The sequence below is a fragment of the Flavonifractor sp. genome (genome assembly GCF_019422385.1).
GTDB classification, from domain to species: domain Bacteria; phylum Bacillota; class Clostridia; order Oscillospirales; family Oscillospiraceae; genus Flavonifractor; species Flavonifractor avistercoris.
The window spans coordinates 1-24,710 of record NZ_JAHZDL010000014.1; the positions used below are offsets into that span (position 1 = coordinate 1).

Here is a 24,710-nt window from a genome sequence, read left to right on the forward strand (position 1 = left end):
CCTGGGGGGTACATCCAATAGGGGGGAGCCGCAGCTCCCCCCTGATTGGTCGTTTCAAGGGGTGGGTGCAGGGCGGGGGAAATCGAAAGCCCCCGCCCTGCCCTTTCTTTCCCCCCACTTTCTTTCGGAAAGAAAGTGGGGCCGCCGGAGGCCGGGCCTCCACTGGGCGGGCGGATGATATCCGCCCCTACAGGCATGGCGGTTGACACGCGCGCCGGGGTCGTCGCGCCCCACAGACCGGTGGTTCCGAAGCGGACGCACACATAGGTGCGCCCCTACGACCAGACCTCGCGGCGCTCCGTGCGGCCCATGAGCCAGTCCACGGACACCCCGTAAAAATCCGCGATGTGCCGCAGATTGTCAAAGCCCGGCTTCTGCTCGCCTTTTTCAAAACGCTGGTATTGGCGTGGGGCCATGGAGAGTGCCTCACCCACCTGCTTCTGTGTCAAACCGCGCTCTTTTCGGAGGGCATATAGCTTCTCACAAAACTGCATATTTTCCTCTTTTCTCTTGACACGACCTTTTAGTAGTGTTGTGATAATAACGACCTAAAAGACGTCAGGAGGTAACCCCATGTCACCTGCCATCGAACAGCTCTACGACTACTTTGTGGGCCAGCCCCGCCCTGAGCGGTGGCCGGAGGAGCTGCAAAGCAACCCCATGCTGGCCCACGGGCAGTATGCCTTCTCCGAGGGGCTCCGGCTGGGGTATCTGCTGGCGGTGGAGTGCCTGGGGCCGGAGCTGCTGCGGCCCTAGGCCTTGGGCCCCAGGTTGCCCTCCTTCCAGTGCTTGCGGCACAGGCCGATGTACTGGTCGTTGGCCCCCAGCACCACCTGCTCCCCCTCCTTGAGGACGTGTCCGCTCTCGTCAAAGCGGGCGTTGCACACCGCCTTTTTGCCGCACCAGCAGATGGTCTTGACCTCCTCGATGATGTCGGCGGTAGCCAGCAGCTCCGCCGAGCCGGGGAACAGATCCCCCTTGAAGTCGGCCCGCAGGCCGTAGCAGATCACCGGGATGTTCCAGTCGTCCACCAGGTCGGTGAGGTAGCGCACCTCGTCCCGGGTGAGGAACTGGGCCTCGTCCACGATGATACAGGCATAGGGCTTGAGCTCCCGGGGTGTCATCTCCATCAGGTCGGAGAAGTAGATGCAGTCGTGGCTCAGGCCCGCCCGGGAGGCCACGAACCGGGCCCCGTCCCGCTGATCCACCGCGGGCTTCACCAGCAGGGCGTCCTGCCCCCGCTCCTCGTAGTTGTAGCGCACCATCAGCGCGTTGGCCGTCTTGCTGGAGCCCATGACCCCGTATCGGAAGTACAGCTTTGCCATATCCTCATCCTCCTGTTTCCGTGGGGCCCAGCCGGGCCTCCACCGCCGCTTGAAACGCCTGAAAGGCGTTGGGTACCGCGTATTCGCGCTCCAGCGCGTCCCGATCCGCCCACACCCAGCCGCCGGGGAGCCTGTCCGACGCGGCCTCCACCATGCGGGAGGCCATGCGCCACTCGATGTGGGTGAAGATGTGCTTCCCAGCCGGGCCGTCGGACAGCCCCGCCGCCTCCACGGGGCAGGGGGCGGGGGAGAGCTCGTTGGGGTACTCCCACAGGCCCGCCAGCAGGCCCTTCGCCGGCCTCCGGCGCAGGGCCACTTTTTTTTGGTAAAAGATCAGGAACACCGTTCGCTCCTCCACCCGGCGGGCCTTTTTCGCCGCCTTGACGGGCAGCTCCGCGGTGCGGCCCTCCCGCAGGGCGGCGCAGAAGCCCCTGGCCGGGCACCGTGGGCACAGGGGCTCCCCGTTGGGCAGACACACCATGGCCCCCAGATCCATCAGGGCCTGGTTGAAGTCGCCGGGAGCGTCCAGGGGGATCACCTCCCGCAGGGCCGCGCCCATCCGCTTCTTCACGTCGGGCCGGGTGATGTCTCCGCCGTCGCCGGTGAGGCGGGACACCACCCGGAGCACGTTGCCGTCCACTGCCGGCTCGGGCAGGCCGAAGGCGATGGAGGCCACGGCCCCCGCCGTGTAGTCCCCTACCCCGGCCAGGGCCCGGATGGCCTCATAGGTGTCCGGGAACACCCCGCCGTGCTCCTCCACGATCTGCCGGGCGGCCTTCTGCAGGTTGCGGGCCCGGTTGTAGTAGCCCAGGCCCTGCCACAGCTTCATGAGCTTGTCCTCCTCCACCGCCGCCAGATCGGCCACGGCGGGCAGGGCCTCCATGAAACGGGCATAGTAGCCCAGCACCGCCGCCACCCTCGTCTGCTGGAGCATGATCTCGCTGACCCACACGTGGTAGGGGGTGGGGTCGCTGCGCCAGGGCAGCACCCGGGCGTTTTCATGGTACCACTGGAGCAGGGGTATGGGCAGTTGATCCAGTTCGTTCAAGGGGACACCTCCGTGTTGTGCGCGCTGTCCCGGATATTATATAATGAAGCGAAACTTTTTTCAAGGCGGCGCAATGAAAACCGCCCGCTCGCTACTCTAATGGTCAGAAAGGGGGGCGCCACCCTTGACGGAACAGGAATTTGCCGACCGCGCCGAGGCCATCAAGGCCCGGCTCTACCGCACCGCGCGGCTCTATCTGGGCAGCGAGGCCCACGCGCTGGACGCGGTGGACGAGGCGGTGTATCAGGGCTTTCTGCACTACAAAAAGCTCCGCCAGCCCGAGTATTTCGACACCTGGCTGACCCGCATCCTCATCAACGCCTGCAACGCCGAGCTGCGCCGCCGAAAGCGGGAGCTGGCGGTGGCGGAGCTGCCCGAGACCGCGGCGGAGGAATTCGACGCCCTCCCTCTGCGGGAGGCCATCGCCCGCCTGCCGAAGGAGCTGCGGGCCGTGATCGTGCTGCGGTACTTCCAGGGGCTCACCCTGGCGGAGACCGCCCAGGCCCTGGGCCTGCCGCCCGGCACCGTGTCCACCCGGCAGCGCAGGGCCCTGTCCCTGCTGAAGCTGCACCTGACCGAGGAGGTTTGAACCATGAACCGTATGGAAGAATATGAGGCCCTCCTGCGCCAGCCGGAGGAGCTGCCCCCCGCCCTGGAGGACGCCGTGGGCCGGGCACGGGCCAGAGCGCGCCGCCGGAAGCTGCGGAGGCGCATCAGCGCCCCCGCCGGCAGCGTGGCGGCGGTGTTCGCCGTGTTCGTGCTGATGGTGAACCTGTGGACGCCCTTCGCCCTGGCCTGCGCCAGGGTGCCCGTGCTGAAGGAGCTCACCGCCGCCGTGGCCTTCTCCCCCAGCCTGAAGGCGGCGGTGGAGAACGACTACGTCCAGTATATCGGCCAGAGCCAGACGGAGAACGGCATCACCGTCAACCTGGAGTACCTGATGGCCGACCAGGGCGGGCTGATGCTGTTCCTCTCCATCACCGGGCCGGAGGAGGCCACCTCCTTCATGCCCCGTGTGGAGTTCACCACCCCCGACGGGGAGGGGCTGGAGGGCTGCTCCGTCCTGATGGACAGCGTGGCCCCCGGGGAGCTGACCAACGCCGTCACCGTGGCCTTCAAGGGGGAGGAGGAGCCCCAGCTCCCCGAGGCCCTCCACATGACCTGTCAGGTGCAGGCCCACATACCCGGCGTCACAGACCATGAGACCTGGACGGCAGACGCCGCGTTCACCTTCGACTTTCCCCTGGATCAGCGGTTCCGGGGCCAGGGTCGGACGGTGGAGGTGAACCGCTGGATCCAGCTGGACGGAAATGACATCCGGATTGTGGATCTGGAGCTCTACCCCACCCACGCCCGGCTGAACCTGGAGCAGTCTCCGGACAACGCCGAGGAACTCCGGGGCCTGAACTTCTACCTGGAGGACGGGGAGGGCAACCGCTATGAGGAGGGCTCCGCCAGCGGGCTGGCCGCCCTGGGGGACTCCTACCTGTTCGAGAGCCCCTATTTCAGCGATCCGAAGCACCTGACCCTGTACGTCACCGGAGCGGACTGGGTGGACAAGGATCTGCAATATGTCACCGTAAACCTGGATACCCTGGAGAGCGGGCCCCTGCCCGAGGGGGTGACCATCCGGGGGGTGACCCATGAGGACGACGACACCCCTGTTCTGCACTACCGCGCTCCGAAGACCGATGTCTTTTCCAGCGTGTACACCGCCCCAGACGGCACCCAGTGGAGCAGCAGGGGCGGAGGATATAGCGAGGCCGACGAGTGGATTACGATCGAGGGCATGTACGACAGCTATATGTTCCTGACCGACTACCCCTGGGATACCGTCACCCTGGAGCTGAACTGGTCCCACACCACCACCTTCGATGCCCCCGTTACGCTGACCATCCGGTAGGGGCGCACTGTGTGCGTCTGCCGCCCGGAAAACGGCGCGTCAGGGATGCCGCGCCCTACAGTCTGGGGCCAAATTGAAACAGCGGGTGCCGGCCAATGGCCGGCGCCCGCTCGTCTTATTTCAGCAAGTCCTCCAGAATCTCCACCGCGTCAAATACCAGACGGTCGCAGTGGGGCTTGCGCTCCTCCCCGTTCTCCTTGGCCATGCGCAGCAGGGCGGCGCAGTCCAGGGCCCCGTTCTTCTCCCGGAAGCGGCGCATGAACTCCGTGGCCTCGTCCGGGCCCTTGCCCGCCAGGCCCAGCACCATCAGGGCGCTGGTCACCGCGCCGCAGGTGGAGCCGTGGCGCATGCCGGAGCCGAAGTTGGCCCCCATCCGAAAGGCGGCCTCCCTGTCCAGCCCGCAGGCATCGGCAAAGGGCACCAGCACCGACTGGCAGCAGTTGAAGTGCACATCCGTCCGGGCCCGCAGGCCCTGGGTCTCTTCCATTCTCGTCATTGCTGTTCTCTCCTTATGCTCAGTTAAACATGTCGCCATGTTGTTCAAACAGGCGGTGGACCTGCTTCAGCAGGGGGGCGTGCTCGGGCCGCTTCAGGCCGGGGTCGCGCTCCAGCAGCTCCCGGGCAGCCAGCTGGGCCTCCTTCAGCGCCCGCATGTCCCCCGCCAGATCGGCGATGCGCAGCTGGGGCAGGCCGTGCTGCCGCTGGCCGAAGAAGTCGCCGGGGCCCCTGAGCTTCAAGTCCTCCTCGGCGATTTGGAAGCCGTCGGTAGTCTTGGTCAGCACCTTCAGCCGGGCCCGGCTGTCAGGGTTTCGGGTGGAGGTAACCAGCACGCAGTAGGACTGGTGCCTCCCCCGGCCCACCCGGCCCCGGAGCTGGTGGAGCTGGGACAGGCCGAAGCGGTCGGCGTTCTCCACCACCATCAGCGCCGCGTTGGGCACGTCCACACCCACCTCGATCACCGTGGTGGACACCAGCACGTCCAGCTCCCCCCCGGCGAAGGCGGTCATGACCGCGTCCTTCTCCCTGGGCTTCATCTTCCCGTGTACCAGGCCCACCCGCAGGTCGGGGAACACCTCCGTCTGGAGGCTCCGGGCGTAGGAGGCTGCGGCCTTCAGGCCGGCCCCCTCGTCCTCCCCCTCCTCCACGGCGGGGCAGACGATGTAGGCCTGCCGCCCCTCCCCCACCAGCTTGCGCACAAAGCCGTACATCCGCTGCCGCTTGTCCTCCCCCACCACAAAGGTCTGCACCGGCGTGCGGCCGGGGGGCAGCTCGTCGATCACCGACACGTCCAGATCCCCGTAGATCACCAGGGACAGGGTGCGGGGGATGGGGGTGGCGGAGAGCACCAGCACATGGGGGGGCCGCCTGGCCTTGGCCGACAGCGCCGCCCGCTGGGCCACGCCGAAGCGGTGCTGCTCGTCGGTGATCACCAGGCCCAGATCGGCGTAGTCCACCCCCTCGGACAGGAGGGCGTGGGTGCCGATGAGCAGATCCAGCTCCCCCGCCGCCAGGGCGGCGAGCAGCTCCTTCCGGGCCCTGCCCTTCACCGCCCCGGTGAGCAGGCCCACCCGCAGGCTGGCCTGCTCCAGCAGAGGGGCGAGAGATCGGAAGTGCTGCTCGGCCAGCAGCTCGGTGGGGGCCATGAGGGCGCACTGGCGGCCGTTTTTGGCCGCCAGCCAGGCGCCGTAGGCCGCCACCATGGTCTTGCCGGAGCCCACGTCCCCCTGTACCAGCCGGTTCATGGGGGGGCCGGCGGACACGTCGGCGGCGATCTCGTCCATCACCCGCCGCTGGGCCCCGGTGAGGGGGAAGGGCAGCAGGGCCAAAAATTCCTCCACCGGGGGAATGGCAAAGGGCACCCCCGCCGCCTCATCCCGCCGGGTGCGCAGCAGGGCCATGCCGCAGGTGAGGTAGAACAGCTCCTCAAAGATCAGCCGCCGCCGGGCCAGCTCCAGGGCCTCCTCGTCCCGGGGGAAGTGGATGTTCCGGCAGGCGAACTCCGCCGTCGCCAGGGCGTGCTCCCGGCGCAGCGGCCCGGGAAGCACCTCCTCCATCTGCCCGGCGCACTCGTCCACGCACCGCCGGGCCAGCCCGGCAAGCAGGTTGTTGGAGATGCCGTGGGTCAGTGCGTAGACCGGCAGGATGCAGCCGGTGAAGCGCACCCTGTCCGAGCGCTCGCACACCGGGTTGGTCATCTGCCTCCGCCCCGGCGGGCCCTCCACCTTCCCGTAGACGATGTAGGTCTCCCCGGGGCGCAGGGCGTCCTTCATGTAGGTCTGGTTGAAGAAGGTGGCGGTGAGGCTGCCGGTGTCGTCCACCAGGCGGGCCTTCACCAGCTCCAGCCCCTTGCGGATGCGGGAGAGTCGGGGGGGCTCCGCCACCAGCAGCTCCAGGCACACCGGAATGTCCACCGGCGCGGCGGCCACGGTGGAAAACTTCCGCCGATCCTCGTAGCTCCGGGGGTAGCAGCGCAGCAGATCCTCCACCGTCACCAGCCCCAGCTTCTCCAGGCCCCTGGCCCGGGCCGGGCCGATGCCGGGCAGGGTGTCCAGCCGGTCGGCAAGCCGCAGTGCCATGGCGCTCCCTCCTCTCCCCCTGATTGCTTTGTAGTGTAGCACATTTCCCGGGGCCGGGCAAGGGCCCGCCCGTTTTCCCCGGTTTGCTGGACGAAAGCGCCAAAACAAAAACCTGTCGGTCAAAATTCCTGTGCTGTCTGCCAATCATTGCAATAAAATCCGTTTGTTCTTGCAAAATAGCCCGCACGCTGTTATAATACTGTCAACGACAAGAATTACAAATGTGTCGGCAATGATGCCGACAGCACAGCAGGCCGCACACGCCTGCTGCTTCTGTATCCTCCCCTATTTTTTGACAGAATCCCTCTCATTTCATTCAGGAAGGAAGGAAAGCATGGCGGAAAAACAGTTCAACAAAGTCCTGGTGGCCAACCGGGGCGAGATCGCCATCCGGGTGTTCCGGGCCTGCTACGACCTGGGCCTGCACACGGTGGCCATGTACTCCAACGAGGACACCTTCTCCCTCTTCCGCACCAAGGCGGACGAGGCCTACCTTATCGGCGAGAACAAGTCCCCCCTGGGGGCCTATCTGGACATTGACGGCATCATTGACCTGGCCAAGCGCCGCAACGTGGATGCCATCCACCCCGGCTACGGCTTCCTCAGCGAGAACGCCGACTTCGCCCGGGCCTGTGAGGAGGCGGGCATCACCTTCATCGGCCCCTCCTCCAAAATCCTGGCCCAGATGGGCGACAAGCTCACCGCCAAGGCCATCGCCAAGGCCTGCAATGTGCCCACCATCCCCGGCTCGGCCGAGCCCCTGAAGGACGGGGAGGAGGCCCTGGCCAAGGCCAAAGAGTATGGCTTCCCCATCATCCTCAAGGCGGCCGGCGGCGGCGGCGGCCGCGGCATGCGCCGCTGCGACAGGGAGGACGAGGTGATCCCCGCCTTCAACCTGGTGAAGAGCGAGGCCAAGAAGGCCTTCGGCAACGAGGACATCTTCATCGAGAAGTACCTGGTGGAGCCCAAGCACATCGAGGTGCAGATCCTGGGCGACCAGTACGGCAATGTGGTGCACCTGTTCGAGCGGGACTGCTCCCTCCAGCGCCGCTACCAGAAGGTGGTGGAGTTCGCCCCCGCCTTCAGCGTGCCCGAGGAGACCCGGCAGAAGCTCTATGAGGACGCGGTGAAGGTGGCCCGCCACGTGGGCTATGTCTCCGCCGGCACGGTGGAGTTCCTGGTGGACAAGAGCGGCGCCCACTACTTCATCGAGATGAACCCCCGCATCCAGGTGGAGCACACCGTCACCGAGATGGTCACCGGCATCGACCTGGTGCGGGCCCAGATCCTCATCGCCGAGGGCAAGCCCCTGTCCACCCCGGCCATCGGCATCCCCAGCCAGGATTCCGTCCACCTGAACGGCTACGCCCTCCAGTGCCGGGTGACCACCGAGGATCCGGCCAACAACTTCGCCCCCGACACCGGCAAGATCACCGCCTACCGCTCCGGCGGCGGCTTCGGCGTCCGGCTGGACGGCGGCAACGCCTTCACCGGGGCGGAGATCTCCCCCTACTACGACTCCCTGCTGGTGAAGGTCACCTCCTGGGACAACACCTTCGAGGGGGTGTGCCGCAAGGCCATGCGGGCCATCTCGGAGGAGCACGTCCGGGGCGTCAAGACCAACATCCCCTTTGTCACCAATATCCTGGCCCACCCCACCTTCCGGGCCGGGGCCTGCCACACCAAGTTCATCGACGAGACCCCCGAGCTCTTCGACATCGACACCGGCCGGGACCGGGCCACCAAGGTACTCAAGTATATCGCCCAGATCCAGGTGGACAACCCCTCCGCCGAGCGGCCCCAGCACGACATCCCTCGCTTCCCGCCCTTTGAGCACACGCCCCCCCGGTGCACCGGCCTCAAGCAACTGCTGGACGAGAAGGGGCCCGAGGCGGTGCGGGACTGGGTGCTGGGTCAGAAGAAGCTGCTCATCACCGACACCACCATGCGGGACGCCCATCAGTCCCTGCTGTCCACCCGCGTCCGCACCCGGGATATGGTGAAGGCCGCCGAGGGCACCGCGGAGATCCTCAACGACTGTTTCTCCCTGGAGATGTGGGGCGGCGCCACCTTCGACGTGGCCTACCGCTTCCTCCACGAGTCCCCCTGGGAGCGGCTGCGGCTGCTGCGGGAGAAGATCCCCAACATCCCCTTCCAGATGCTGCTGCGGGGGGCCAACGCCGTGGGCTACACCAACTACCCCGACAACCTGATCCGCGCCTTCATCCGGGAGGCGGCCAAGGGCGGCATCGACGTGTTCCGTATCTTTGACTCCCTGAACTGGATTCCCGGCATGGAGGTGGCCATGGACGAGGTGCTCAAGCAGGGCAAGCTGTGCGAGGCCACCGTGTGCTACACCGGCGACATCCTGGACCCCAAGCGGGACAAGTACACTTTGAAATACTACGTGGACATGGCCAAGGAGCTGGAGAAGCGGGGGGCCCACCTTTTGTGCATCAAGGACATGTCCGGCCTGCTGAAGCCCTACGCCGCCAAGAAGCTGGTGTCCGCTCTGAAGCAGGAGATCGGCATCCCCGTCCACCTGCACACCCACGACACCTCGGGCAACCAGGTGGCCGCCTATCTCATGGCCGCCGAGGCCGGCGTGGACATCGTGGACTGCGCCATCGACTCCATGTCCTCCACCACCAGCCAGCCCTCCATGAACGCGGTGGTCACCGCCCTCCAGGGCCAGGAGCGGGACACCGGCCTGGACCCCGACAAGCTGCAGAAGCTGTCCGACTACTGGGCCGACGTGCGCCTGCGCTACAGCCAGTTTGAGGCGGGCATCAAGAACCCCTCCACCGACATCTACCGCTACGAGATGCCTGGCGGCCAGTACACCAACCTGAAATCCCAGGTGGAGAGCCTGGGCCTGGGCCACCAGTTCGAGGACGTCAAGGAGATGTACGTCAAGGTCAACCACATGCTGGGGGACATTGTGAAGGTGACCCCCTCCTCCAAGATGGTGGGCGATCTGGCTATCTTCATGGTGCAGAACAGCCTGACCCCCGAGAACATTGTGGAGCGGGGCGAGGCCCTCACCTTCCCCGACAGCGTGGTGAGCTACTTCAAGGGCATGATGGGCCAGCCCGCCTGGGGCTTCCCGGAGGATCTGCAAAAGGTGGTGCTCAAAGGCGAGGAGCCCATCACCTGCCGCCCCGGCGAGCTGCTGGAGCCCATCGACTTCGACAAGGCCCGGGAGGAGGTCCGCAAGTTCTACCCCGAGGCCGACGACCACAACGTGATCTCCTGGTGCCTGTATCCCAAGGTGGTGGAGGACTTCTACCGCCACCGGCAGGAGTACGGCTATATCATGCGCATGGGCAGCCATGTGTTCTTCAACGGCATGGCCCTGGGCGAGACCAACAAGATCAACATCGAGGACGGCAAGACCCTGGTGATCAAGTACGTGGGCCTCGGCGATCTCAACGAGGACGGCACCCGCAACGTGCAGTTCGAGCTCAACGGCATGCGTCGGGAGGTGGCGGTGCCCGACAAGACCGCCCAGGCCCAGGTGAAGCATGTCACCCTGGCCGACCCCTCCGACAAGAGCCAGGTGGGCGCCTCCATCCCCGGCATGGTGTCCAAGGTCAACGTCAAGCCCGGCGACACCGTGGAGGAGAACCAGGTGCTGGCCGTCATCGAGGCCATGAAGATGGAGACAAGCGTGGTGGCCCGCATGGCGGGCACCGTGGATCAGGTGCTTATCAAAGAGGGCGGATCGGTCAAGGCCGGCGAGCTGCTCATCACCATCAAGTGAGTTTCTAAATGGCGCGCCGGGGTCGTCGCGCCCTACGGAGCGCTCATAAGGCAACCTCCGCTTCCGCATATCTGGGGGCCGGGCTGAAAAGCCCGGCCCCCTTTTTTGACCGGCAGGACGCACGGGCCGCCGAGGGCGGCGGCCCCTACATGCTTTCCTCTCCCCCCTTGACAAACCTCGGCAATCTAGGTATGATTACCCTAGATAGCCGAGGTATTTTTTGCACATCTTGAAAGGAGGCACACCCATGAAAAAGGCCGACAAAAACCTGCTGTCCGGCAGCACCACCCTGCTGGTGCTCTCCCTGCTCGCCGCCGGGGACAAGTACGGCTACGAGATGATCGCCGAGCTGGAGGCAAAGAGCGACCACACCTTCACCCTCAAGGAGGGCACCCTCTACCCCATCCTCCACACCCTGGAGCGGGACGGGGCGGTGAAGTCCTACGAGAAGGAGGCCCCCACGGGCCGCACCCGCAAGTACTACCACGTCACGAAAAAGGGCCTGCGCCTGCTGGACGAGAAGAAGGAGGAGTGGACGGAGTTCTCCAAGACCGTCAACGCCATCCTGGCCGGGACGGCCCCGGCCCTGGCATGAGCGCCCCGCCCCAGGTCCCCCGCCGCACCATCGGGCAGTTCTGTGACCATGTGTGCATGTATGTCCGCTTCCGCCCCGACCACGACGCCATCACCGAGGAGCTGACCGGCCACATGGAGGATCACAAAGACGCCCTGCTGGAGGGAGATCCGGACATGCCGCTGCTGGAGGCGGAGTACCGGGCGGTGGCCTCCATGGGGGACGCGGAGGAGCTGGGCCGCTGGCTGGACTCTATCCACAGCCCCGTTCTGGGCTGGTTCCAGATCTGGTTCTTCCGGGCGGTGGTGCTGGTGGGCGTGCTGGCGCTTCTCCTGCTCCTGCCCCAGGCTGAGCGGGCCGCACAGCAGCTGGCGGCCCGACCCCCGGAGCTGGAGATATCGGAAAGCAGCCGGGTCATTGCTGCACTCCATCCGGAGGGAGCCTGGAGCTGGCAGGATTACACCTTTTCCATCCCCCAGGCGGTGGAGACCCAAGATTGGGACGGACGCTCGGTAAAAGCTCTGCTGAAAATCGCCCACCCCAACCCCTGGCGGAAGGAACCTGACCTTCTGGGCTCGATCTGGGCGGAGGACGACCTGGGGAACCGCTATGACTCCATGGACACCGTGAACGAGCTGTTGTCGGGAGACGGCTACCCCGCCTGGCGCGGGGATTGCTGGGGCAGCACCGCGGCCAGGTTTCTGTTTGCCACCTACTGCGAAATCGAGGTGCGGAAGGTCGATCCGGCGGCCGCCAAACTCACCCTCCACTTAGACCGCTATGGGGAGGACGTGCTGTGGCTCACCATCCCCCTGGAAGGAGGCGGAGGAAATGGCTAGGCGCACCATGACCCCCGCCCGGCGGAAGCGCCGGGCCATCCGGGCCGCCGTGGCCCTGCCCATCCTCCTGGCGGCGCTGGTGCTGGCCCTGGACTTCCCCTTCCTCACCGCCCGGGGAGCCTTGGCCGCCACCCAGGCCCGGTACGGCTTCGGCCCCGGGGAGGTGGTCACCAGGATCAAAGACAGCCGCTACTCCACCTACCGCTACATTGTGCGGTACGGCGACTGGTATGCCTCCTGCGGGGTTTATCGGCGGGGCCCCCTCTGGCGGTCAGGGCAGCTGATGGCAGTGGAGAGCCGCCCGGAAACCCCCTTGACATCCCTGATCCTCCAGGAACAGGTTGATAACAGCACCATTCTGGTGGTCTCCAACGACCCGGAAATCGCCTCCGTGGAGGTGCAGTTTCCCGTCATCTATGAGGGTGTCGCCGGGTGGAAGCTCTTTTCCGTGCGGAGCAGTAAGGCGGTGGAAAACTGCTTTTTTGTCACCTATGACGAGACCGCTCATCCTGAGGTTTCTGATTTTCCCTTCACCCAAATAGGGCACCACCGGCTGCTGGGCTACGACAGGGGCGGGAACCTGATCTATGAATCCCCGGTGCCCGAGGCGTGGGCAGCCTATGGTCTGGAAATAGAGGAAGTGAGGTGATTCCATGGCGAGCCCGCAATTCAACGAATTCTGCGGCCGGGTGTGCAGGCGGGTGCGCTTCCGCCCCGACCACGCCGCCATCCGGGCGGAGCTGGCCGCCCACTGGGAAGACCACGCCGCCGCGCTGATGGAGCGGGGCATCCCCGAAGAGGAGGCCGCCCGGCGGGCTCTGGAGGCCATGGGCGACCCGGAGGAGATCGGCAAAGAGCTGGACAAGAGCCACAGCCCCTTCCTGGGCTGGTTTCAGGAGCTGTTCCGGGCCCTGGTGTGGACGGCGCTGGCCGTCCTGCTGATGTGCGCCATTCCCTGGGTGGCGGAGACGGTGCACAACATCGCCGACCCCCCGGTGTACGACGAACGCGACACCGTCCCCCCGCTGGAGCAGTACGACAAGCTGAAGCTGGTGGCGGACTACGAGCCGGAGGACGCCGTCTGCCGGTGGCGCGCGTACACCTTCTCGGTGGAGCGGGTACTGGTCACCTGGCAGCACTATCCCTACGCCGACGGCTACACCCTCCAGGCCAACTGCCTGCTCAGGGCCGTCCACCCCAACCCCTGGCTCCGCTGGCCCAGGATAGACGGCTGGATCCACGGGGAGGACGACCTGGGCAACGTCTACGCCTCCCAGTGGCAGCAGGCGGGGCCGGACGGCTACCTGGGCCTGCCCTATACCGTCTTTGGGGGCGCCACCCGCATCACCCCCTTCGTCACCTATTACGATCTGCAGATCATCTGCATCGACCCGGAGGCCACCCAGCTCACCCTCCGCTTCGACCGCTATGGGGAGACGCTGCTCTCCCTCACCCTGCCCCTGCAGGGAGGTGAGGCGTATGAATAGGCGCCCCGTCACCCCCGCCGTACGCAAGCGGCGGATCTTCACCGACGCGCTGCTCCTGCTGGCGGGTGCGGCCCTGCTGCTGCTCATGCTGGACGTGCCAATCCCCTATTTCACCCGGCAGCAGGCCCTCTCCGCCACCCAGACCCGCTACCTCTACGGCCCCGGCGCGGTGCTGGCCCGGGTGGAGGAGGACACCTCCGTCGACTGCATCCTCCAGGACGGGAGCTGCTACGCCGTCTGCACCCTCCCCCGGGAGGGGCTGTTCTGGGGGCAGGGCACCCTGGACGCGGTGGTCAACGACCCATCCCTCCCCCTGGTGCCCCTCCCCCGGCGGGACAGCCTGCTGGTGGTGGTCAACGACCCGGACATCGCGGAGGTGGAGGTGCTCTACTACGCCCAGTACAGCGGCGGCTTCCACACCCTCCGGCAGACGGAGCCCCTGGCGGACAAATGCTATCTGTTCTACCGCCCTGCCGGGCAGAGCAACTACCACTTCGACGACGACGGCTTCCTCCTCCGGGGCTACGACCGGGCGGGAAACCTGATCTATGAATCCGAAGCCCCCAGCCACTGGGCCGAATGGTGGGGGCTGACCATACCGGAATGAGGTGAGCCCATGGCAAGCCCACAATTCAACGAGTTCTGCGCCCAAGTGTGCCTGATGATCCGCTGGAAGGCGGCCCGGGAGCCGGTGGCCGACGAGCTGACCGCCCACCTGGAGGATCACGCCGCCGCCCTGGAAGCCCGGGGCCTCGACCCGGAGACGGCCGCCCGCCGGGCGGTGGAGGCCATGGGCGACCCCTACGCCCTGGGGGCGGAGCTGGACGCCGCCCATCCCCCCACCCTTCCCCGGCTGTCCCGGGTGCTGCTGGCGCTGGGCCTGCTGATCCTGCTGGCCGCCCTGGTGCTGGGGTTCCGCCAGCACACCGGCCTCCCCGCCCTGAGCGGCATCACGCCCCGGGGGCCCGGCCTGCCGGAATATCCCACGGTGGAGACGGTGCTGCGCGAGGGTGCCGCCTCCGGCGGCGGGCAGCTGGGGGCGTACACCTTCACCCCCTCCGGGCAGGCCGCCCTGACCAGCCGCGCCCGGCCGGAGACCGGCGGTGTTGTGACCCCCGCACGGGAGATCCAGGTGCCCATCACCATGATCCCCCGCCGCTTCTGGCTCCCCGCCGCCGCACCGGCTTGGGCGGACGCCGTCTACACCGACGACACCGGCCGCACCGGGGAGGGCTTCCTCCGTACCAGTGACACCTATCTGCTGGGGGCGTCCGGCTTCCTGTATCTGAACGACCCCGCCCCCGGCGCCAGGGAGTTCTCCGTCACCGTCTCCATGTTCGGCGAGGAGCTCCACTTCACCGTCACCCTTGACCAGGAGGTGCCGCCGCAATGAAGCGATTCCGCTATTACATCCTGCCCCGGGTCTGCCTGGCCCTCAGCGTCCTGGTGGTGCTTCTCGGCCTGTGGGCGCTGTGGCTCTCCCTGGGCCGCCCCATGCCCACCCGGGAGCTGGCCTGCCGTCAGGCGGAGACCGCCCACCTCCTCCCCCCGGGCCGCACCGCGGCCCAGGGGACGATCGGCTATCCGGAGACCACCTGGCGGAATGCCGACGCTTGGCTCGCCCGGCGCTACGGCGATGCCGTGGGGGTATATTCGCTCAGCCGGCTGGGCGGTGTGCTCTGGGGGGACGCCAAGCTGCAATTTTATGTGCCCGAGCTGGATTTTTACGCCTTCACCATAGATGTCTCCATGCTCCGCGGCCCCATAAACAGCTACGCGGCCACCCCCATGGCCGTCTGTGATCTCCCGGACGCGGCCCGGCTGGAGGCGGATGTGGTCTGGCTGGGCGACTGGGAGGACGACCCCGCCGCCGCCGTGGCGGCGCACGGCGCCACCACGGAGCTGACCCGCGCCGGGGACTGCGTCTGGGTGGGGCCTGCCCTGAGCGTGACGGTGCCCGACTCCCCCAGCGGCAGCGGCGGGAGCGCCCTGACCGTCTACTGCCGGGCCTACGATGCCGACGGCAATCTGCTGGCCGTCTACGACCCTGATGCCCGATGAAAGGAGGTGTTCCCATGTCCCCCCTGTTTGCCCAGTTCTGTGAACAGGTGTGCCTGATGATCCGCTGGAAGGCGGCCCGGGGGCCGGTGGCCGACGAGCTGGCCGCCCACCTGGAGGATCACGCCGCCGCCCTGGAAGCCCGGGGCCTCGACCCGGAGACGGCCGCCCGCCGGGCGGTGGAGGCCATGGGCGACCCCTACGCCCTGGGGGCGGAGCTGGACCGGACCCATCCCCCCACCGTCCCCCGGCTGTCCCTGATCTGTCTCGTGCTGGGGCTACTGGTTCTGCTGGCGGGTCTTGGCAGAGGGCTCCATGTGGCTGGGGTGGCGCCCCAGGCCCCTGAGCTGCCCAGCGGCGCGGGGTACACCCTGGTCATAGAGGGCTCCGCCGCCGGCGGCGGTATACTGGGGGACTATACCTTTACCCCCTCCCGCCAGGCCGGGCTGGCCCAGGCGTGGCTGGGGGAGTACGAGATCCAGCTCCCTCTGACCGCCGTCTCCAGCCGTCCCTGGCTCCCCAGCCCCCACTTCACCGCGCTCGCCGCCTCTTACACCGACGACGCCGGCGGCTCCGGCTCCTGCTCTCTCTGGGCGGGGAAAAGCTACCTGCTGGGCGCCTCCGGCATGCTGTTGATCGCGGAGCCCACCCCCGGGGCCACGGAGTTTTCCATCACCCTCTCCGCCCCCACCGGGGAGTCCATTTTCTTCACCGTCACCCTTGACCAGGAGGTGCCGCCGTCATGAGCCGGTTTCGCTATTCCATTCTGCCCCGCATCTGCCTGATCTTCAGCATTCTGGTGCTGCTCTCCGGCCTGTGGGTGCTGTGGCTCTCCCTGGGGCGGCCCATGCCCACCATCGCCCTGGCCTGCCGGCAGGCGGAGACCGCCAGCCTGCTCCCCCATGGCCGCACCGCGGCCCGCGGGAGCATCCGCTATCAAGTGACGACCTGGCGTCCCGAGGCCTGGCTCGCCCGGCGTTACGGCGATGACGTGCGCGTATATTCTTTCAGCCGTGTGTACGGTGTGTTCTGGGAAGAGCCCTGGCTGGAATTTTATGCGCCTGATTCAGATTTTGTGGCTTTCCCGGCAGACGCAACCCTGATCAGCATCTCCGAACGCAGCTATGCGGTCACCCCCATGGCCGTCTGCGATCTCCCGGATGCGGCCCGGCTGGAGGCGGACGTGATCTGGCTGGGCGACTGGGAGGATGACCCCGCCGCCGCCGTCGCGGAGCGCGGCGTCACCGCAGAGCTGACCCACGCCGGGGACTGCATCTGGGTGGGGCCCGCCCTGTCCATCTCGGGCCCCGATGACCCCGGCGGCAGTATGGTCGATGGCTCCGTGATCGTCTGCTGCCGGGCCTACGACGCCGAGGGCAACCTGCTGGCCGTCTACGACCCCACTGCCGGCTGAAAGGAGGCGCCCCATGTCCACCCCGTTTTCCCAGTTCTGTGACCAGGTGGTGCGCCGGGTGCGGTGGTTCCCCGCCCGGGGGGCCATCGCGGCGGAGCTGCGGGCCCACCTGGAGGACCACGCCGCCGCGCTGATGGAGCGGAGGAGGAGGCCGCCGAGCGGGCCCTGGAGGCCATGGGCGATCCGGAGGAGCTGGGCCGCCAGCTCAACCGCGCCCACCCGCCTTTGCTGTGCTTTTCGGTGCTGGTCACCAATATCATCCTGACGCTTCTTTTCATCGCTTTCAGTTTTGCCCTGATCAGCCAGGTATGGAATGCAGTTACGTACTACCGGCATGATCGGGAATTTTTCCAGGAGGTCACCGCAGATCAGCAGCTTCATCCCATGGATGAATGGGTAGAGATCGACGGCCTGCGCCTCCACTTCTTTGCCGCAAGCAGAGACGAATATATGACCCATGTCTATTTCTCCCAGCACCCCGACAGCGGCTGGCTGCCCAACAACAGCACCCGGTTGGACATGGACATTGTGCAAAATGTGCCCGGCAATGTATTCTACCGCTTTGTGGACGATAAAGGGCGGAGCTATCGGGCCCGTCTCTACTCCCTTGACTTCACCCTGTTGGAGCAGCTCCCGGATGATGTGGAGCGGCTTTGGCTGGAAGGGGACGTATTCAACCACACCTTCCGGGTGGAGATCCCGATGGACTGGGGGGAAACATCTTGAAACGTATGCTGTTCCGCCTGCGGCTCACGCCGAAGGGCCGCCTGCGCCGCAATGTGGTAATCCTGCTGCTGATCCCTCTGGTGCTGCTGCTCACCTTCCGCCCCTGCTTCACCCATCAGGCGGCTCTGGAGCAGCTCCAGAAAACCTATCACTTCGGCCCCGTGGACGCGGCCCAGTGGTATCCGGAGGAGCATACCTACGCCCTCCGCTATGACCGCTGGTACGCCGTCTGTCCCCTGGAGCGGGGACACTTCTATTTCTGGGACACCTGGGAGCCCGGCTTCTGGGGCCTGGTGGCCGCCCCGGTGGAGGACGCCCCCCTCTCTGTCTGCGGCATTGACAACTCCGATCTTCTCTTCGGCCTTTGCTCCGACCCGGCCATCGAGTTTATTCGCCTCACTTACACCGACGGCGAGGCCACCCACACCGCGGAGGCCGTCCCCGGCGAGGGCGGGCTGTTTCTCTATCACTGCCCGGAGGGCCTCCGCGAGTACGATCTCTACACCGCCCAGGCCCTGGACGGCCAGGGGCAGGTGCTCTACACCGTGACACGCAGTACCATCAACGAAAACGAACTCATCTGACCGCCCGTTCGACGGCATAATCTTCCAGTTTATGGTATGCTCTGCTCAAAGGAGGATATGCTATGCGACAGATGATTCCTGTGCTTCTGCTCCTCACCCTGCTGCTCCCCGCCGCGGCGGCGGCCCAGCCCCCCGTCACCCGGGCCCAGTTCGTGGCCGCCCTGTGGGCCTGTGCCGGCGGCGTGCCCTACGACGCCAACGGCCCCTTCTCCGATGTGGAGCGGGACTCCCCCGGTGCCACGGCCATCGCCTGGGCCTATGACCTGGGGGTGGTCCAGGGCACCGGCGGGGCCTGCTTCACCCCCGACCGCCCCGTCACCCGGGAGGAGGCCGCCATGTTCCTCCGCCGCTACGCCGCCCACCTGGGGCGGGACACCTTCCTGCCCGGCGGCGCGGCCGCCTGCAACGACTTTGAGGACATCTCCCCCTGGGCGGACGACTCCCTGTACTGGGCCACGGCCGTCGGCCTGCTGGAGTGGTCAGAGGGAGGCCGGCTGGCCCCGCAGGAGTACGTCTCCGCCGATGAGCTGGAACGCACCCTCTCCCGCTTCTTTGACCGCCCTGTCCCCGCCGTCCCCTATCTGCTGGAACACTGGTAATATGAAAAAAGCGCCGGCGGAGAGCAATTTGCTCTCCGCCGGCGCTCTTGTCTATCCGGCCTCGTCCTCCTGTACCATCTTCTCCAACTCCTCCCAGGTGGGGGAGATGGCCTCGATGTCCCCCCAGGTGTCGAACCTCTCCTCCATGAGGGCCCAGGTGATGTACCAGAACTTGTACTGGATCTCCAGGTGGCTGGGCAAGATGTCCTCCAGGATCTTCTTCATCTCGTCGAACCCGTCGGGGATGCCCGGCACGTCGGGGAAGTACACCTCCACCACGCCGGGGGTGTCGGTCTCCACCGCCACGGCGTTGAGGCCGCAGCCCTTCAGGTTGTCGTTGATGGCCTCCAGGGTGAAGCTGTCTCCGCCGATGCGCAGCAGGGCGGCCAGGGCCTGCCGCCGCCAGTTCAGATTGGGGGCCACGGGCCTGCGCACCAGCAGGGCCTCGATGGCCTCCAGGCCCCAGTCCTCGGCGGTGGAGATGAGCATCTCCCGCTGCACCTCGTCCAGGGCGGCCCCGCCTCCGTCCAGGGCCTCCCCCACCGCATCCAGCTCCCCGCCGTTGGCGGTGCCGGTCAGCTCGTAGACCCGGAGCGGCCGCAGCAGCTCTCTCAGATAGTCGGCGTGGCTCATGTGGTCTCCTCCATGGCCGTCACCGTCAGGGTGCCCAGCCGGGGCAGCTCGTCCACGTCCACCGCCACGTCGGCGGCTGGGGCGGTAATGGCGTAGTTCTCCACGCCCTCCACCTCATAGATGATGTCCCCCAGCTTGGCCCGCAGGACGCTCTGCCCCAGCAGCTTCCCGTCAAACCAGGTCTGGATGGCGCTCTTCACCGCCTGGATCACCGCGGCGCTGTCCGCCCCGGCTCTGGCCGCCACCTGTACCGTCACGTCCATCTGCCTGGCCGTGGGGGCCTTGACCTGGAGCTCCACGGCGATCTCCCGCTTGGCCTCCAGATGGTCGGTCACCGCCTCCAGCAGCTCGCTGTCCGGCAGGCCGGCGGCGGTGGCGATCACCACGTCCACCGTGCCCACGCCCCGGGGCCGGGGCACCACCGAGGCGGCGGCCACCTCCGGGAAGGACAGGGCCTCCTGCTCGTAAAAGGCGGCGTTGGCGCCGTTGGGCATCCGCCGGAAGGTCTCCAGCACCCGCGCCCGCAGGGCCTCGTCGTCCTCCACGTCCGCCCCGCCGGTGAAGGCCTCCGGGTTGGTCACCTGGCTGATCCCCACGGGGGCCACCGCCATGGCCCGGATGGTTCCGGCCGCCGCGTTGCCCGCCGCGCCGGGCTCCGCCGCCTGGGCCCGGATGTCCACATAGGTGTTTCCCGCCTGGAGGGTACCCGCCTCCAGGGTCTCAAAGCGCACCTGGGCCGCTGTCAGGCACACCGTCCCCGCCGGGATGGACAGGTCGGTGTCCGGCGCGGACGGGACGGAGAAGCGGAGCACCCCCACCGCCGCCACCGCGTCCCGCCGCTCCAGCCCCCGGAGCTGGGCATGCTTGTCCAGATAGTCCCCCAGGGCGGTCTGGGGGAAGCACTGCCGGGCCACCCAGTCCGCCTGGACATACAGGGCGTAAATCTGGGCGGCCACGGCGTACAGCCGCACCGCCATGTCCCCGTCCCCCGCCAGGGCCAGCCCCGTCTCCGTCTGAAAGGTCTGGGCCATCTGGCTGTAGATCTCATCCACCGTCATCCCATCACGTCCCTCCCGTCTCCACGGTCACGGCCAGGGTCTGACCGTGCCATTCCAGATACACCCGCAGGGTGCCGTCCCCCTCCAGCTCCACGCCGGTGACCGTCAGCTCCCCCTCACCGGCCAGGGCCTCGGCCACATACTGCCGGGCCAGGGCCTGCCGCTCCGAGGGCCTGGCCCTTCCCAGCCGGTACAGCCCGCTGCCCAGCTGGGGCAACAGGGGGAAGCTCCCCCGGGGGATGGACAGCTTCCACAGCACCCGCTGGAGCAGCTCATCCGCCCCCTCGACCCTCCGGAAGCCCCCCTCGCCGTCGGGCAGGTAGTCCCCGTCCCGCACCATCAGTTCCATCTTCCATCCTCCGTCATTCCGTCACCACCGGCCGGCCGTTCACCAGCACCTGGCCGGTCAGGTGGACCACGCCGCCGCCGATGGTGACGCCGCCGCTCCCCACCCGGACCGTGGCCGAGCCGCTATAGATGAGCACCTCGCCGGGGGAGAGATTCCAGTCCTCCCCGCAGGGGGCGCCCGCCACGCAGGGGGCCTCCCCTGCCGCGCCGGTTTTGAGCACCAGCACCTGCTGATCCTTGGCGGGCCGCCACACGTAGCCCCCCGGCCCGTACACCGGCAACTCCCGCCGCTCCCCGTCCAGATAGACGGCGGCCGGATCCCCCGGCAGGGTCACCCGCCCCACCAGGGCCGTCCCGTCCGCCTGGGGCCGTCTCCGGCCCTGCTCCGCAATCCACATAGGTTCCTCCTATCCCAACACGTCCGGCGGGGCCAGGGTCAGCCGGGTATAGCTGCCCCGCTCCTCCTGGGCGCTGACGCTCTCTCTCACCCGCCACAGGCCGGTGCCCACGTTCTGGGCCAGCCGGAGCTCCACCAGCTCCCCCGGCCAGGCGGCGAAGGCCGCCGGCAGCTCCAGCTCCAGGGTGCGCAGCTCCTTCCTCGCCTGCTCCAGCTGGTATTCCCCGGAGTAGCGCATGGCCTGGTAGCTGCTCTTCCCCGGCATGGTGAGCACCCGGCGGCTCCTGCCGCCCCGGCGCAGGAAGTCGCCGTCGGCGACGGTCTGCACCTCCTCGCTGGTGCGGTCCCGCACCAGCACCTGGGAGAGCACGCCGTACCGCTGATCCCGCAGGGTGAGCCTGGTCACCGCCGTGTCCGCCCCCAGCACCCGCCGCTCTCCGTCGGGCCAGGGGGCGATCACCAGCCGTCCGTACCGGTCAAACCGGGGGGCGATGCCGCCGTAGTAGCGGCAGAACTCATAGACCACCTGCCACTCGCTGCTCCCGGTGGCCACCGAGAAATTGGGCACCGCCGGCAGCTCCGCCCCCACAGACGCCGGGATGCCGTAGGGGGTCACGTGGTCCCGCAGAATGTCCTCCAGGGTGGCCACCTGGTAGTCGGCCCCCAGGGCCTCGTTGTCCAGCAGCCGGGCGGCCATGCCCCGCCCCGCCACCGTCAGGGTGCCGCCGGAGCTGTCCCATCCCCGCTCGCACTCGTCCACCACGCCGGTGAAGACCGTCTCCCCGTCCTGGGCGGCGGTAAAACTCACCGCCTCGGCCAGCACATCGGCCTCCCCCGGCTCCCACAGGCAGGTGAGCTGGAAGCTGTCGCAGGGGGTTCCGCACCCGTACTGGAACTTCCAGCGCACCACGTCGGGCAGGGTGATCCTCCGCCCGTCCCAGCAGGTCAGCACGCCCTGCATCACGCCACACGCACCTTCTCTCCCACCACAATCAGATTGGGGTTCTTGATCTGGGGGTTGAGCCGGATCAGCTCCGTCAGCTCCAGACCATAGTTTTGGGCGATCCCCCACAGGGTCTCCCCCTGGCGCACGGTGTGCCAGCTGCCGCCGCCCCCGCCGGAGGTCTCCGCCCCGCTCCCGCCGGGGTTGGTCACCTGGATGCCCGTGCTGTGGCCGTCGTACCCCTCCCAGAAGGCGAAGGTGTAGCGCACATAGTCGGGCCGGGGCTCCATCCGGAGGGAGAGCTCCACAAAGTAGGCGTTGGCCGTCTGCCACACCGGGTGAACCAGCAGGCCCGGCCCCTCCGAGTAGAACACGGTGGCCAGGCGCTTGAACTCCTCGTAGGCCCCCTCGCCCACAAACTCCCCCTCGCCCCGCATGACCCGGTGGCCGGGCCCCAGATCCTGGAGCTGATAGCGCCCGAAGGGCACCTTCCACGCCCCCATGGAGCGCTCATACTCGATGGAGTACACCCGCGGGTTGTGGGGCCACACATAGTCCTTGTACCGCATTGCCGACAGTCTCACAGCAGCTGGAACCCCCCGTCATATCTTCTGGCGTCCCGGCGGAACATGCGATCCAGCCCCTCGGCCTCCACCGTTCCGCCGCCCCGCTCCGCCGGGCGGATCACCGTCACGCCCCCGCCGCTCCGGCCGGCCTGTTCCACGGCGGGGCGGAGGCTCCGCCCCACCTGCTCCGCCAGCCAGGCGGCCCCGGAGGACCTCCCGCCTCCGGCGCGGCCGTCCCCTCCGTCACCCGGGAGCGCCGGAGCCGCCGCCCCGCCGCCGGTTTCTAATCGCCGCAAAAGGCCGCCCGCGGCCCCGGCGTGCTCCGCCGCCTCCCGCACCCCGGCCGGGGGCGGCCCGTCCTCTCTTCCGGCCGCCCGGCGCACCACCGTCTCCGTGTCGGTCAGGCCGGGCAGCAGGGCCTCCGCCCCGCTGCCCTCCTCCATCTCCGCGCGGTCTCTGCGTCCCGCCGTCTCTGCCGGGGCATCTGCCCCGGCAGGCGGAGCGGCGGCCTTCGCCGCCTCTTCCGCTCTGCCGCTGGTGCTGGAACCGCCGCTCCCCGGCTGCTCCCATTCCCGCTCCTCCAGCCGGATCACCGCCGGGCCGGTCTCCAGCTCCGCCGCCTCTTCCGATGGTTCCTCTTCCTCCAGCCCCGCCAGCAGGGCTTCGATATAGTCTCTCACCCGGTCTCCCCCCGTTTCAGCCGCTCAAACCGCTCCTCATCGAAGGATGCGTTCTGCCCCACGGACACCCCGTCCAGGGGCGCGCCGCAGCAGAGGCACCGCGCCTCCTCGGCCTGGGCCCGGCAGGAGGGGCACAGCCGGTTCAGTTCCTCCTCCCGGTCCAGCACCAGGTTGACCGCGCACCAGAGGAAGTCCCGCGCCTTCATTTTCTGGGCCCGCGCCTCTGTGGGGAGGGCTCCGAACGTCCGGAGCACGCGCCAGCGAAGGCGCTCATCAGGCGCGTGCTCCAGGCTTTTTTTAGGGCGAGGGCCCGCTCCCGTCCGTCCTCCGGGGAGGGGTTTTCCTCCCTGTCAAAGGCGGCCCACTTTGCTGCCAGCGCCCCGATCTCCCGGATGCCCATGGCCGCCAGGACGGCCTTGCCGCTGTCAAACACCGGCCTGCCGTGGTTTTCCAGGGCCCGGGCCAGCAGGCAGGCGTTGGCGCACAGGGCCCGCTCCCCCTCGCTTTGGGCCAGCTCCTCCGCCTCCCGCCGGGCCTGGAGCACCTCCAGGGCGGACAGGAGCCGCAGCTCCCGCCCGTCCTCCAGCCTCATCCGCTCCCGCCCCGCTCCGATGTTTTTTCTCATACCACCGTCTCGATCCGCTTGGCGGCCACCACGGTGACCTTCTCCACCACCATGGCCCCCAGCTCCCCGGTCTCTCCGATGGCGCTCCACTGGCAGCCGGAGTAGATGATCTTCCGGTCGGGCTTGCAGATGACCAGGCTAAAGTCCTCCAGCTCGTGGAAGTTGATGCCGTCCCGGATGGCCTCGTCGGTGGCGTAGAGCCTCGTCAGCTCCAGCACGTGGTTGCGCTGGCCGGGGATGGTGGCCACCGGCTCGTCCTCGCCGAAGGCCTCCACGGTCTGGCTGGAGCGGGTGGATTTGGCGGTATAGCTCTGCACCACCGCCACCTTTTTGCCGTCAATCTCCAGATAGATGTCGCTGCTGGTGGGAAATCCCGCGACTTTCATGCTTCATTCCTCCCTTATTCAAACATGTCCGCAGGCGAATTCATTTCGCCGCAGGACACCACTGCCCCTGGCCGTTGCGGCCAGGGCCTCCCCCGCCGTGCGGGGGAGAGGGGGGTATCGAGCCAAGTCGCCGGCTGTGCCGGCACGCAGGCTCGTATCTAGGGGGGACAAAGTCCCC

At 67.6% G+C, this 24,710-nt stretch carries 31 protein-coding genes; 16 read left to right on the forward strand and 15 right to left on the reverse strand.

Annotation, left to right across the window (positions count from 1 at the left end; translation table 11 throughout):
* Positions 1–275: 275 nt before the first annotated feature.
* Entirely contained in the window at positions 276–494 is a 219-nt protein-coding gene (locus QZ378_RS03380) for a helix-turn-helix transcriptional regulator (protein ID WP_191529433.1), read from the reverse strand.
* Between the two features lie 79 nt (positions 495–573).
* On the opposite strand from QZ378_RS03380, the gene QZ378_RS03385 reads away from it, so the two are divergent.
* Complete coding sequence (locus QZ378_RS03385) at positions 574–756, forward strand: hypothetical protein (RefSeq protein ID WP_191529434.1); 183 nt, start codon at positions 574–576, stop codon at positions 754–756.
* On the opposite strand, the gene QZ378_RS03390 is transcribed toward QZ378_RS03385, so the two are convergent.
* Both QZ378_RS03390 and mutY read right to left on the reverse strand, forming a co-directional pair.
* Complete coding sequence (locus tag QZ378_RS03390) at positions 753–1,325, reverse strand: thymidine kinase (RefSeq protein ID WP_291257301.1); 573 nt, start codon at positions 1,323–1,325, stop codon at positions 753–755. The two genes, QZ378_RS03385 and QZ378_RS03390, sit on opposite strands and share 4 nt — an antisense overlap.
* A 4-nt stretch (positions 1,326–1,329) precedes the next feature.
* Positions 1,330–2,373 (reverse strand): A/G-specific adenine glycosylase, encoded by a 1,044-nt coding sequence (mutY, locus tag QZ378_RS03395; RefSeq protein ID WP_291257302.1) that lies wholly within the window; start codon positions 2,371–2,373, stop codon positions 1,330–1,332.
* A 124-nt stretch (positions 2,374–2,497) separates the two neighbouring features.
* On the opposite strand from mutY, the gene QZ378_RS03400 reads away from it, so the two are divergent.
* Entirely contained in the window at positions 2,498–2,962 is a 465-nt protein-coding gene (locus QZ378_RS03400; protein WP_291257303.1) for a sigma-70 family RNA polymerase sigma factor, read from the forward strand.
* Between the two features lie 3 nt (positions 2,963–2,965).
* Positions 2,966–4,276 carry a DUF4179 domain-containing protein gene (locus tag QZ378_RS03405; protein WP_291257304.1) on the forward strand — a complete coding sequence of 437 codons (1,311 nt, stop codon included), beginning with the start codon at positions 2,966–2,968 and terminating at the stop codon, positions 4,274–4,276.
* Between the two features lie 115 nt (positions 4,277–4,391).
* Here QZ378_RS03405 and QZ378_RS03410 read toward each other — a convergent pair whose 3' ends face one another.
* The gene (locus QZ378_RS03410) at positions 4,392–4,772 is read right to left on the reverse strand and encodes a C-GCAxxG-C-C family protein (RefSeq protein WP_291257305.1); all 381 of its coding nucleotides are present in this window, start codon (positions 4,770–4,772) and stop codon (positions 4,392–4,394) included.
* 19 nt (positions 4,773–4,791) lie between these two features.
* Entirely contained in the window at positions 4,792–6,852 is a 2,061-nt protein-coding gene (recG, locus tag QZ378_RS03415; protein WP_291257306.1) for an ATP-dependent DNA helicase RecG, read from the reverse strand.
* A 334-nt stretch (positions 6,853–7,186) separates the two neighbouring features.
* Between recG and QZ378_RS03420 the strand changes: the two genes are divergently transcribed.
* The 13 genes from QZ378_RS03420 to QZ378_RS03480 all read left to right on the forward strand — a co-directional run bounded on the left by QZ378_RS03420 (position 7,187) and on the right by QZ378_RS03480 (position 18,896).
* A complete protein-coding gene (locus tag QZ378_RS03420; protein WP_291257307.1) occupies positions 7,187–10,615 on the forward strand; it encodes a pyruvate carboxylase in 3,429 nt (1,142 codons plus the stop codon).
* Positions 10,616–10,862: 247 nt separating this feature from the next.
* Entirely contained in the window at positions 10,863–11,210 is a 348-nt protein-coding gene (locus QZ378_RS03425) for a PadR family transcriptional regulator (protein WP_291257308.1), read from the forward strand.
* A complete protein-coding gene (locus tag QZ378_RS03430; RefSeq protein ID WP_291257309.1) occupies positions 11,207–12,028 on the forward strand; it encodes a hypothetical protein in 822 nt (273 codons plus the stop codon). Before QZ378_RS03425 ends, QZ378_RS03430 begins: the two co-directional genes overlap by 4 nt.
* Positions 12,021–12,677 carry a DUF5044 domain-containing protein gene (locus QZ378_RS03435; RefSeq protein WP_291257310.1) on the forward strand — a complete coding sequence of 219 codons (657 nt, stop codon included), beginning with the start codon at positions 12,021–12,023 and terminating at the stop codon, positions 12,675–12,677. The genes QZ378_RS03430 and QZ378_RS03435 overlap by 8 nt, the downstream gene beginning before the upstream one ends.
* Positions 12,678–12,681: 4 nt before the next feature.
* Positions 12,682–13,515: a permease prefix domain 1-containing protein gene (locus QZ378_RS03440; RefSeq protein ID WP_291257311.1), complete on the forward strand. Its 834-nt coding sequence runs from the start codon at positions 12,682–12,684 to the stop codon at positions 13,513–13,515.
* Entirely contained in the window at positions 13,508–14,122 is a 615-nt protein-coding gene (locus QZ378_RS03445; protein ID WP_291257312.1) for a DUF5044 domain-containing protein, read from the forward strand. The genes QZ378_RS03440 and QZ378_RS03445 overlap by 8 nt, the downstream gene beginning before the upstream one ends.
* Before the next feature lie 9 nt (positions 14,123–14,131).
* Positions 14,132–14,908 (forward strand): permease prefix domain 1-containing protein, encoded by a 777-nt coding sequence (locus QZ378_RS03450; protein WP_191380025.1) that lies wholly within the window; start codon positions 14,132–14,134, stop codon positions 14,906–14,908.
* A complete protein-coding gene (locus QZ378_RS03455; protein ID WP_291257313.1) occupies positions 14,905–15,576 on the forward strand; it encodes a hypothetical protein in 672 nt (223 codons plus the stop codon). Before QZ378_RS03450 ends, QZ378_RS03455 begins: the two co-directional genes overlap by 4 nt.
* 14 nt (positions 15,577–15,590) lie before the next feature.
* Positions 15,591–16,319, forward strand: coding sequence for a permease prefix domain 1-containing protein (locus tag QZ378_RS03460; protein ID WP_291257314.1), 729 nt, complete (start codon positions 15,591–15,593; stop codon positions 16,317–16,319).
* The gene (locus tag QZ378_RS03465; RefSeq protein WP_291257315.1) at positions 16,316–16,987 is read left to right on the forward strand and encodes a hypothetical protein; all 672 of its coding nucleotides are present in this window, start codon (positions 16,316–16,318) and stop codon (positions 16,985–16,987) included. Before QZ378_RS03460 ends, QZ378_RS03465 begins: the two co-directional genes overlap by 4 nt.
* Positions 16,988–17,161: 174 nt before the next feature.
* Positions 17,162–17,713 carry a hypothetical protein gene (locus QZ378_RS03470; protein ID WP_291257316.1) on the forward strand — a complete coding sequence of 184 codons (552 nt, stop codon included), beginning with the start codon at positions 17,162–17,164 and terminating at the stop codon, positions 17,711–17,713.
* 5 nt (positions 17,714–17,718) lie between these two features.
* Complete coding sequence (locus tag QZ378_RS03475; protein ID WP_291257333.1) at positions 17,719–18,297, forward strand: DUF5044 domain-containing protein; 579 nt, start codon at positions 17,719–17,721, stop codon at positions 18,295–18,297.
* A 62-nt stretch (positions 18,298–18,359) separates the two neighbouring features.
* Complete coding sequence (locus QZ378_RS03480) at positions 18,360–18,896, forward strand: S-layer homology domain-containing protein (RefSeq protein ID WP_291257317.1); 537 nt, start codon at positions 18,360–18,362, stop codon at positions 18,894–18,896.
* A gap of 51 nt (positions 18,897–18,947) precedes the next feature.
* On the opposite strand, the gene QZ378_RS03485 is transcribed toward QZ378_RS03480, so the two are convergent.
* Genes QZ378_RS03485 through QZ378_RS03530 form a run of 10 tightly spaced genes read right to left on the reverse strand, consistent with a single transcriptional unit; the run spans position 18,948 to position 24,532 of the window.
* Complete coding sequence (locus tag QZ378_RS03485; protein WP_291257318.1) at positions 18,948–19,529, reverse strand: DUF2313 domain-containing protein; 582 nt, start codon at positions 19,527–19,529, stop codon at positions 18,948–18,950.
* The gene (locus QZ378_RS03490) at positions 19,526–20,587 is read right to left on the reverse strand and encodes a baseplate J/gp47 family protein (protein ID WP_291257319.1); all 1,062 of its coding nucleotides are present in this window, start codon (positions 20,585–20,587) and stop codon (positions 19,526–19,528) included. The genes QZ378_RS03485 and QZ378_RS03490 overlap by 4 nt, the downstream gene beginning before the upstream one ends.
* 4 nt (positions 20,588–20,591) lie before the next feature.
* Positions 20,592–20,936, reverse strand: coding sequence for a hypothetical protein (locus tag QZ378_RS03495; RefSeq protein WP_291257320.1), 345 nt, complete (start codon positions 20,934–20,936; stop codon positions 20,592–20,594).
* A 13-nt stretch (positions 20,937–20,949) separates the two neighbouring features.
* The gene (locus QZ378_RS03500) at positions 20,950–21,333 is read right to left on the reverse strand and encodes a hypothetical protein (RefSeq protein ID WP_191380015.1); all 384 of its coding nucleotides are present in this window, start codon (positions 21,331–21,333) and stop codon (positions 20,950–20,952) included.
* Between the two features lie 9 nt (positions 21,334–21,342).
* On the reverse strand, positions 21,343–22,293 hold the full coding sequence (locus QZ378_RS03505; RefSeq protein ID WP_291257321.1) for a hypothetical protein: 951 nt from the start codon (positions 22,291–22,293) through the stop codon (positions 21,343–21,345).
* Positions 22,293–22,859 (reverse strand): LysM peptidoglycan-binding domain-containing protein, encoded by a 567-nt coding sequence (locus QZ378_RS03510; protein WP_291257322.1) that lies wholly within the window; start codon positions 22,857–22,859, stop codon positions 22,293–22,295. Before QZ378_RS03510 ends, QZ378_RS03505 begins: the two co-directional genes overlap by 1 nt.
* Entirely contained in the window at positions 22,856–23,521 is a 666-nt protein-coding gene (locus tag QZ378_RS03515; protein ID WP_291257323.1) for a hypothetical protein, read from the reverse strand. The genes QZ378_RS03510 and QZ378_RS03515 overlap by 4 nt, the downstream gene beginning before the upstream one ends.
* Entirely contained in the window at positions 23,518–23,727 is a 210-nt protein-coding gene (locus tag QZ378_RS03520) for a molybdopterin oxidoreductase (RefSeq protein ID WP_087239044.1), read from the reverse strand. The genes QZ378_RS03515 and QZ378_RS03520 overlap by 4 nt, the downstream gene beginning before the upstream one ends.
* The gene (locus tag QZ378_RS03525; protein WP_291257324.1) at positions 23,724–24,146 is read right to left on the reverse strand and encodes a hypothetical protein; all 423 of its coding nucleotides are present in this window, start codon (positions 24,144–24,146) and stop codon (positions 23,724–23,726) included. Before QZ378_RS03525 ends, QZ378_RS03520 begins: the two co-directional genes overlap by 4 nt.
* Positions 24,143–24,532: a hypothetical protein gene (locus QZ378_RS03530; protein WP_191380013.1), complete on the reverse strand. Its 390-nt coding sequence runs from the start codon at positions 24,530–24,532 to the stop codon at positions 24,143–24,145. Before QZ378_RS03530 ends, QZ378_RS03525 begins: the two co-directional genes overlap by 4 nt.
* Positions 24,533–24,710 lie beyond the last annotated feature (178 nt).